Here is a 10036-nt window from a genome sequence, read left to right as displayed (position 1 = left end):
TTAAAGTAGCCTTTCAGGGCGTTACCCCGTCATTCGACTATTCGTGTGTTTAGTTCTCCAACACACATTAAATATTGATTTAATGAAGTGCTGTGCCTACTCTTTTCAAGTAGGAACGTTTCGCACCTGCTTTTGGGTCTACAATCACTGCTTGTGCCCCATAAAGCACCGCATAATAGACGATAAGGTTATTCGCAAAGGATTTACCACCACCCAGCGAACCAACAAAAGCCGACGCTAACGCATTGGTTACTGAACCCTTAACCCCTTGACTGGCAAGAGCAGGTTTCAGATAGACATTGCGTCCAGTATCTAAGCTGTAGCCAACATAAATCCCCTCATTTTCCCCCAGCATTTGAGTAGCACCAAAACCTAAACCAGCGAGGAAATCAGAGGTCACGTATTGAATATAATCATTCATATAACGCTTGCTGGCAGGTAAAAATTCTTCATGTAAGCCGAGCATATCCCCAAATGGTCGTACCAGTTTTACGCTTAAATCGTCATAAAAATCTTTCACTTCATTACAACGACGTTTGAGTTCGTCAAGATCATTTGCTGATACCCTTACCACATAAGACAGCTTGTACATAGATTCCTTGCTTTGGTCTAAATTGGTTTCCAGCTCATTCACACTTTCCAGAGCTTCCGCCACATTGGAGCTGGTTTCATTATCACTTTGCCAAGCGTGGTTATCCAAGTCTTTCAGTTCTTTCTTTTTATTGCGGACAGTAGATAGGGCTTTACGATTCGCTACAATTTCCACATTCATTGACGTATCAATCGGGAATGTAAATTGCTGTTGCTGGTAGTAGAAGATTTCAGAGGACGGGAAGTCCAGTTCTCCGACAATGCTGTTAATGGTAAAGTAAGCTACATAGACGGTTTCATCTTCCTGCTGGATTTTCAAATATCGCTGTTTTTCTTCCACCAAACAGCGAGTAGGCTTAATCAAGTCATAGTATTTAATCAGCGTTTCATTATCCAGCTTTTTCTTTGATAGATGGTACTCATACTCTTCATAGGCAGTGCCTGTCTGTCCGTAAAGGTGTTCAATCAGATAGCCGAAGTCGTCCTTATCTAACCTGCGGATTTTGAAACGACGAGAGATTTTATTTTCTAAGAGCTTTTCCATCTTCTGAAAACGCAGGATTTCATCATTACTCATACTAACAAAATCGCCCATCAGCTTATGGTTCACATCATAGACAAAATCAGACAAAGCATTTTTTGCTTCAACGGTAAGACTTTTCATAGAAAACTCCTGATCGTTGAGAAGCAACTTAAAGCCGATAAAGAAACGGTAGTTCACTTGATTTTCGCCAATCATGGATATTAAAGCGTCTGTCTGTTGGTCGATTTTGTCATAGGCAACCGCTTTGAGCTTGCCAGTGACTTCATTTTTGGAACGCTCTTGTGCAGAACGTATGCTGGATTCTGTACTGATTTGTAAAGCATGAATTTTGCCATCACGATTTTGTGCGATAAGCTGTCTGAAAGAATCATGCACTTGTATTTTCTGTTCTGGACTTAGAAATGAGTAATTGTAAGGAACAAGCTCATAGTAAGCATAACATTCCCCGTCTTTATTCCAGACGAGATTGTTTTCAATGTATTTAATTGGATATGCCATAAAATTCACTCCTAACTGCTGTAATGGCTTCTTGTGGCTGGTTTCTGCCAAGCGTTACTTTTTTTCCTGCATAGGTCAGCTTTGGTCGCAGTGCATAAGCAATGACAGACTTCAAAAATCCATAAGGCTTTTTACCATCAAAAGTTTTTGTAGACATAAACCATGTGAAAGCCACAGGAATCCCAAAGTATTTGAGAAATGCTCCCTCTATCATGGAAAGAGGGGGCAAGTTGCCAAGTATCATCACTGCAAAGAGTGACACGACAAACCATGTCATTTGCGTAAAGGTTATGGGAAACGGAAGTCTAAAATCATTGATAGAATACAGTACCTTTTCCACAGACCAGATACTGGTATAGCTTCGTATTTTCTTCATGTAATCAATCCTTTCATAAAAAATAGGGGTAGCTGATTGAGCCACCCCGTAAAATAGAAAATCTGCCAGTAGTAATGTACCGACAGATTTAATAGACGATTTCAAAAATCCCATGATTGGTTGAGATAAACGTTCCTGAAAGGTCTAAATCCCGACCATAGGCTTGATAATCAATATAGTTTTGAAGACTAGCTGGTACTTCGCCTAAAGCACCCGTTTCTTCAATGTAGTAGCGTGCCACGTCATACATATCATCACAATCGGAATGAATGATAATATCCTCTTGATGTTCGCTTAGTTCTTCAATGCTTGAAAAATGAGTGAGCAGAGCAGATAGCTCCGATTGTAATTCTTCGGGTAATTCCGATACCATTTCCCATAGTCGATTGAGTTCGCCAATGGAAGTGTATTCGTCAACCGTAAAGGGTAACTCGTAGTCATGAATGGCGTATTCCTCATATTCATCATTCAAGCCGATTTTCTCTTTGACTTCCTCAAAGTCAATGGGAAAGGTAAACCACGCACCGACCAATTCGCCCTCATTGTATTTGCCTAAATTCGCAATATAGACTTGCATATCGTCCATATATTCACGTCCTTTCTTTGTAGAGATTCAAAAATCCCTACCGCACTTCGTTTGGTGTACCATTCCTTTGCGGAACATAAGAAAACCACTTATATTCCACAAAAGAACGGTTTTATTTAAGCACCAATAATGCGATTGAATAGCTCTAGTAAAATGTCTTTTACTCCAGCAGCGTTGAAGACTAAGCCAACCGCAATAATCGCAATAATTAAAAAGCCAATCAGTTTGCTAAACTCACGCTTGAAGCCAAGATACAAGCCAATCACAACGATTGCTAAAAGCACCAGTGATTGAGCGTTTGATAGAAACCAGTTATAAAGGTTTTGTCCAAAATTCATAAAAATGTTCTCCTCTCTATATTCAATGAATTTGTATTTGAGTTATTTTTTTGTTGTTATCACGTCCTGTTCTTTTACTGACTGTTGCTTCAAAATCTGCTTGTGTCGGTCTGTCAGTTTCGCATGGTCGAGAATGTCTTTTACAACCTGCGTCTGGTTGATTTCATCAAGTTTAATCGCAACCTTTAAGGTCGGGGCAACTTGATGAGATAGCCAGTTCAGCGTCCTTTGGAAGGAGTAAGGCTCTGGTTTTGTGGTTAGTTTTAATCGTTCACGATTGTTCCCAATAAACCAAGCCCATTCTTCATTCAGTTTCCAATCAGAACGAGGTTTGGAATCGTCTTTATCTACAAAACGGATATACCGATTGATAATTTTAAAGGCGGTATGCTCTGGATTGTCATAGACGAGTAAATCACGGACTGCATAATAGGCACGCTCATTTTTCAATCGAATCTCAAAACGGTTTTTTACTTCTGCGTCTTCAATGGGAATATCATTTTTCTTGTACTGCTCGTAGTCCTTTTCATAGATACAGAAATAAACTTCACTTTGTAATGAACCGATATAGAGGGTGTTTCCCATACATTCCTTTTCCTCTTTGCGTACCAGTTCGCCACTGCGATAGCTTTTAAAACTGCGGAAGACGGAGATACATTCTTCCTGTTGGCACTTTTCAGTGAGTACAGGGATATTCAAAATCCCTGTCTTATCGTTAATGGCAAGGTCAAGGCGTTTCATCACACCGCCAGCCACCAAAACGTCCATAAAGAACTCATACCAGCTTCTTTGTTGTGCCAGAAGATAGCTTTCAAATTGTCTGCACCCACGACCTTTCAATTCCACCAGAACTCCTTTGTCCAGTTCATGGGAGCAAAGGACGAATATGTCGCCTAAAGCATAATGCTCTGAATAAGAATAGAAACCATAGTCCTCATGAAGAAAATAGGACAGTTTCAGTTGTAAGATGTTTTCGACCACCTGCTGTACGTCTGTTGTCGGAAAGCGAATCCTTACATAATCAAACAGCATTTCAAGGGGAGCGTCGGGATTGAAGCGTTCCAGAGCTTCCCAAAGGGACTGCTGTAAATCCTCTGATGGCTTGACTTTTCCTGTTTCAATATCGCTTAGATACTGCCTTGTAATACCAGTCGCAACAGCTAAACGGTTTTGAGATAGTCCATAAGCCAAGCGTTTTTCTTTTAAATGCTGTAACCAAGTTTGTTCATTCAGTAAAAATCCCTCCAATCAAAAAGGCGTATGTCAACTTTTAAAGCCCATTTGACATACGCTGAAATTTTGTAAATCCCTTGTAACCAAAGGATTTTCTAATGTTTTTTTGACTGTTTCCTGTCGATTTGTACCCCCCTGTTAGATACGGGGGGTTAAGTGCTGGCGTGGCTATTGCCACACCAGCCAGCAAGATCAGTCCACACCTGCGACTTCCGCTTCGCACGTCGCCTGCGTGGACTGTCTGCTGTTGGATAACTTTTTAATTTCCTCCAAGAAATCATATCCTTTTGGTACAAGGGGAGTATAAAACTCTGATATGACACTTGTTCCTACATCAACATAGCCACGACCTTTGATTCGCTTTAAGAAGAAATCCTTTTGTACGTCACTGCCAAACATCATGCCATAGCCCATTTCAGACATACGACCTAAAGCCACTCTGAAATTAAACTGATCACGGATTCCGTCGCCTAAATATTTTGCGTCTGGACGTTGACAAGCCAGTATTAGAAAGAAGCCAGCTTGACGACCTAACATGACAATCTGTTTCAGCTTATTCATAACTGCGGTGTTTTCTTTTGTTCCCAGCATTTCCATGAAAGCGACGTATTCATCAAAGATTAAGAAGTGTGCCGGGAGACCTAAGTAAGCATAATTTTTGCCAGTCTTATAGTTCTTCATCTGCTTCATTTCCTCACTACGTTTCATCATTTCTTCATAGAATGTTTCAATGCAAGAAAGCAAGTCTTCTTTTCTATAGTAGACATTTGCCATCACAGAACCTAAGTCCGCAAGGTCAGCATTTTTCGGGTCAAGAATATACAGTTTTGAATCTGTATGAAGCAAGGCTTCAATCAGTGTCAGTATAAAGTAAGTTTTACCGCCACCTGTACCACCAGCAATCAACATATGAGGGAGCTTATCATATTCCCACCATACGTTTTTCATTAAGCGAAGTTTACCATCTTTAGCTTCTACTTCATCAATAGAAATACGACTGGCTATGGTGTCATAGAGCAAAGTATATTCCACATAGGAATCCTTTAACTCTTTATCCGTCAGCTCACAGTACAAGCCACTCTCTAATTTCTTTTCCAAGTGTAAGAGTTGGTCTTGATATTTTCCCAGCGTGATTTCCACCCGTATCTGTATCAAGCCATTTTTAAGTCGATAATACATTTTAGGGAAGTAGGTTATCTTTTCCTTTGTACGACCAGCACTATCTTTAAAGAAACCCTCTGTTTTGACCTGTTCAGATTCATACCACTTGTTTTCAAGTATCATCTTTGCCAGTTTTTGACGGTGGTAAAGTTGTTTAACCGTATCATAGCGAACCCGTTTGAATACAAACGCTACCAGCAAGCAGATAAGAATTGCGACACTGAAACTGATAATTAAATAGGGAATGTCAATCTTATCTGCTTGTGATAGGTTAAAATCCTGCCAGTTGATCTGCTGGATTGTCTTCACATGAAACAGTCCGACAACCAGCAGGAAAACAGGCAGGAGTGACGCTATCGTAAAATGAAAGACTAAATCTTTACCAGATGGGCGAATCCTTTTACCACGCTGTTTCATGCGAAAAAGTCTCCTTTCTACCTAGCGACTATTTGTCTTGTGTCGGTTCTTTCTTTGCTTGTGGTTGAGCTTTGAATGAACTAGAATCCTTTGTCAGCACAATATCGTCTGCCTTGATATACCAGTCAACATCTGCTCCTTGATAGGTGGCAGTAGCAACGGTGTCCGCAATGGGATTGATAAGTTCCACCCGTGCGTTATAATCAAACTCTTTCAAAGGCACGCTGGCAGGAATACTTACTTGAATCATGCGTCCTTGTCCTTTGGATTTTAAGTCATAGGTACGTTCCTTGATTTCATCTGAAACCGACCCGTCTTCATTTTGGATTCTCACTTCACGACGTAGAGCAGAGAATTTCAATTCTCCAAAAGTCGTGTCTTTATCTAATACAATGCCATTTGCTAATCTCATCATTTTTCCTCTCTTTCTTTATTCTTTTATCATGTCGTCAGCATGTAAAAGGTAATTTGTAAAACCACGAGTGCCGATTTTGTAGCCCTCTGCGGTAATACGTGGATTGACTAACTTCACACGTTCCTCAAAGCCGAAATGTTTTTCGCCAGCTTCAGCAGGAAGCACCACCACAATATCATCTGCTCTTTGAACATCAGAATAGAGATTATAGCTTCTTGATAAGACAGTTAGCCGTCCGTTGATTCTTCGCTGAACGACTTTATCCTCGCCAGCAAATTCTAAATTGCCGAATGTTTTTTCCATGTTGGGAATCACAAATTTAAGTTCCATATTTTTACCTATCCTTTCTTTTTTATTGGCTGAATGAATGTTTGATGGTCTTAAAGAGTGGGGAACGACCTTTTGATTCTTGATTTTTTGTTTTCATAAGTTCACTTCCTTTCAAAATCGGGTAAAAAAATAGACACCTCATTTTTTGAAGTGTCTACCTATTAAATATTCAAATTTTATTGGAAGTATCTTTATATCTTCACTTTTCAAGGATAAATCGTCGTATCAAAGCTCATTCATAAGTAGTAAATTAGTAGTAAATTGAGTGGTTTTGACCTTGATAAAGTGTGATAAGTCCAGTTTTTATGCGGATAACTAGATTTTTATGCTATTTTTAAATTAAAAATAATATAAGTTCATAACGCGTGGTTACAGGTTTTTATTTTCTAAAATATCTTTCTTAATTTTTACTATTTGCCACGTAGCGTGTCGTAGAATTAAAAAGCTTGATATAGAGCAATTTATCAGTCGAATATAAATGACTATGTCGAAATAAATTTTTATTAACCGCTTAAAGAGTTACTCTAACACACTGTGTGAGAAGTGTTAATATTATTCAATATAATAACGAATATAAATTATACTTCAGCTATTAAAAGTTAACTTATTACCATAAATAAAATAAAATCAAGGAAATTGTGTTTTATTAAGTTTTTACATAATAAAAAAACAGCTAACTGATGAAAAAAGGGCTTTCTTAATAAATGGTAACCATTTATAATAAACGAAACAAATTTACAGGAAAGCGTTAGGTGTGGGTATGTATACTTTATTTAGATCTCCGAATTATTATTATATTTATAATGCTAACTCGAATAAAATAGTAAAAATAAGTAAGAAAGCATATATTAATATAAGCAATAATGAGATAGATTATAATGATGCTGAGATAATTACATTAAAAAAACAGGGGTGTTTCGATAGAGAAACAGTAAAAATTTTGAAGCACCCAGAAACAGATTCAATTATGTATCAACTGGATAATAATATGACTCAATTAGTTTTGCAAGTTACTCAAGACTGTAATTTACGCTGTTCTTACTGTCCATATTCTTGTGCATCAGAAGCACAACGGTCACACAGTGACAAAAAGATGGCAATATCAATTGCTAAAAAAGCTATTGATGTATTTTTTAAAAAGAGCATCGGCGTGAAAAAGCCAGTAATATCTTTTTATGGGGGAGAGCCATTATTAAATCTGAATTTAATTAGAGAATGTGTCAAATACTCAAAAGAAATTTTCTGGGGAAAAGATTTACAATTTAATATGACGAGTAATGGAACCTTATGGACAGAGGATGTAATGGATTTTATGATTGAAAATTCATTTCAAATCACATTAAGTATAGATGGACCTCAAAAAATACATGACAAGCATAGAAAATTTAGGAATGGACATGGCTCTTTCGATAGAATCATTCACTATATTAGTAAAGCAGAAAAAAAATACGGAAAAGAATTAACATCCCGTATGTCTGTCAACATGGTAATGGATCCTCAAAATGATTTTGACGAGATTTCTAAACTTTTCGAAAATGAAATTTTCAGAAAAATTAATGTCATGGGTGATATCATCGATGATGATTTAAATATCGAAAAAAATAAATACAGTGAATCTTTTACTAGCAAAAATGCTTATCATCAATTTTTAGCTATTATAAATCATTTCAAAATTGTAAGCGTTAGTAGTGTATCGCCTCTATCGGGTAAAATTCCACTAATAATGGAGCAAGAGTATGAATCGTTTTTGCTTAATTATGACAAGTTACCAGAGTCTTTTACTCCATCTGGTCCATGTATAGCAGGACAGAGAAGACTTTTTGTCGATACGAACGGTCAACTATTTCCTTGTGAAAAAATTAGTGAGAATACGAGTTTCATGAATATTGGTAATTTAGAAGACGGAATTGATTATGCTTCTATTAGTGATATTATTAATATTTCAAAAATCACTGAAGATGAATGTAAAGAATGCTGGGCTTTCAGACTATGTGATCAATGTGTGAGAGCATGTGATGATGGCGGTTCCATATCAAAGGTGAAAAAATTGAAAAATTGTGAGAAAACAAAAAATGAAGCCTTTTCAAAGTTAGAAAGTACAATTTTTATTTCAGAATTGCATAAATTATATAAATAGGAGGCTTTACATGAAAAAAAATATTATGATTTTCCCGTGCAAATCTGAGCACAAAGATTTGATAGGATACTTAATAGATTATATAGATGATTCAAAAGGCATTACTTTAGTAACTCCTAAAAATTGGAGTAAGCCCGTTATTTTAAATAGAGATCTAAGCTATATAGATGATATATTATCCTCTAATTTAGAAAATATTGAAGAATTATTAGTATTAAACGTTGAAGAGTTACAACATATCGATTTATATTTAAAGAAAGTTTTTGACATGTTTGATGCACACAATATTCCAGTTAAATTACTGTGTAATGATACGGAAATCATTCATAAGTATAGGAACTACAATAACGTAATTCCTCCAGCGACTTCAAAATTCTATTTTGACAAAAATAAAAAGAGCTTGTATAAACCTCAAGCTATTATTATGGGGTTAGGAAAAATTTTATCTGTGATGAACACAGATAAGTACATTTTATCCATTTTAAAAATTTACAACAAAAAAGGTCTAACTGTCAAGATTATTTCAGATAATCCTAACTATTTATACTTAGATTGTGTATTACCTTTTCCCACTAATTTTATGAAAGAAGAATCTGATAACTCGATACTATTATTAAATGAATTTATTGAATCGGTAGATAAAGAATTCAAACCTGATCTGATTCTAATTGACTTTCCAAAAGCAATGATGAAATTCTCGGAATTTTGGTGTGAAGATTTTGGTGTATCTTCATTCGTTATCAGTCAAGCAGTTGATTTTGATTATTTTTATGTTTTAGGCCCCTTAGATATTAATGATGAAGAATTAATTAATACCTTGATTAGCGTTTTTGAAAAAAAGTTAAATATTTACGCAGATAAATTTTTATTGGAGAATTCATTTTTAGATTTAAATGATTTGAGAGAAAGTGATCGTATTGGATTTAGAGAGAATAATTCTGAGAAATTAAGAATTGCTAACCACAAAAATGTGTCAATTCCAATTCATGATACGGATTGTTTCAATGTTATTGAGGAATCCATAACAAAACTCTCCGAATATGAAGTAAATATTTAGATAAGTACATGCCAATTCCTAAGAATAAAAGTCCTGTTGCCGAATTAGAATATTTGGTACCGCCTCAATAAACTAAGACAAAATAAAAAAGCACCTCCTTGCTGGTACTGAAACCCAAAATTAAAAAATAAATAAAAACACTTCGTAATTAGGTTGTTTGCTCTCTGTATTGAACGGGGACAAATAGCCTAATTTTTGCTGAATTCTTTTTTTATTATAGTTTTTACACTAGTGTTGCAAAGAACTTCAAATCATTAAAAGCATTGCTATAAAGCTATTCATGCACAAAAAAATCCTTTATACTGTTCTCGGATGACTTATCCAAGACCAATAAAAAGGACTTACACATGGAT

Annotated in this window: 9 protein-coding genes and 1 pseudogene; 2 read left to right on the top strand and 8 right to left on the bottom strand. The window is 36.2% G+C overall.

All coding sequences use genetic code 11. The features are described 5' to 3' along the window. Nucleotides 1–127 precede the first annotated feature (127 nt). From GVJ38_RS13865 to GVJ38_RS13825, 8 genes and pseudogenes are all read right to left on the bottom strand, one after another. Nucleotides 128–1633: pseudogene (locus GVJ38_RS13865) on the bottom strand (ATP-binding protein); the annotation flags it as partial. Further along, nucleotides 1617–2009: a conjugal transfer protein gene (locus tag GVJ38_RS13860; RefSeq protein ID WP_000723888.1), complete on the bottom strand. Its 393-nt coding sequence runs from the start codon at nucleotides 2007–2009 to the stop codon at nucleotides 1617–1619. The pseudogene GVJ38_RS13865 and the gene GVJ38_RS13860, both read right to left, overlap by 17 nt. An 88-nt stretch (nucleotides 2010–2097) precedes the next feature. Continuing rightward, on the bottom strand, nucleotides 2098–2595 hold the full coding sequence (locus tag GVJ38_RS13855) for an antirestriction protein ArdA (protein ID WP_000342539.1): 498 nt from the start codon (nucleotides 2593–2595) through the stop codon (nucleotides 2098–2100). 116 nt (nucleotides 2596–2711) lie between these two features. Further along, on the bottom strand, nucleotides 2712–2933 hold the full coding sequence (locus tag GVJ38_RS13850; protein ID WP_001009056.1) for a hypothetical protein: 222 nt from the start codon (nucleotides 2931–2933) through the stop codon (nucleotides 2712–2714). A gap of 42 nt (nucleotides 2934–2975) precedes the next feature. Then, entirely contained in the window at nucleotides 2976–4181 is a 1206-nt protein-coding gene (mobT, locus tag GVJ38_RS13845) for a MobT family relaxase (protein ID WP_000398284.1), read from the bottom strand. A 177-nt stretch (nucleotides 4182–4358) separates the two neighbouring features. Further along, complete coding sequence (locus tag GVJ38_RS13835) at nucleotides 4359–5744, bottom strand: FtsK/SpoIIIE domain-containing protein (RefSeq protein WP_000813488.1); 1386 nt, start codon at nucleotides 5742–5744, stop codon at nucleotides 4359–4361. Between the two features lie 28 nt (nucleotides 5745–5772). Next, nucleotides 5773–6159, bottom strand: a complete 387-nt coding sequence (locus GVJ38_RS13830; protein ID WP_000985015.1) for a YdcP family protein — start codon at nucleotides 6157–6159, stop codon at nucleotides 5773–5775. Nucleotides 6160–6174: 15 nt separating this feature from the next. Next, complete coding sequence (locus GVJ38_RS13825; RefSeq protein WP_000420682.1) at nucleotides 6175–6489, bottom strand: YdcP family protein; 315 nt, start codon at nucleotides 6487–6489, stop codon at nucleotides 6175–6177. 760 nt (nucleotides 6490–7249) lie between these two features. Here GVJ38_RS13825 and GVJ38_RS13815 point away from each other — a divergent pair. Continuing rightward, complete coding sequence (locus GVJ38_RS13815; protein WP_235032921.1) at nucleotides 7250–8626, top strand: radical SAM/SPASM domain-containing protein; 1377 nt, start codon at nucleotides 7250–7252, stop codon at nucleotides 8624–8626. Nucleotides 8627–8636: 10 nt separating this feature from the next. Beyond that, nucleotides 8637–9683 (top strand): hypothetical protein, encoded by a 1047-nt coding sequence (locus GVJ38_RS13810; protein ID WP_159723784.1) that lies wholly within the window; start codon nucleotides 8637–8639, stop codon nucleotides 9681–9683. Nucleotides 9684–10036: the final 353 nt, after the last annotated feature.

This window comes from Enterococcus sp. CSURQ0835 (assembly GCF_902706605.1).
Taxonomy (GTDB): Bacteria; Bacillota; Bacilli; order Lactobacillales; family Enterococcaceae; genus Enterococcus_A.
This window is presented reverse-complemented; position numbering and strand designations above follow the sequence as displayed.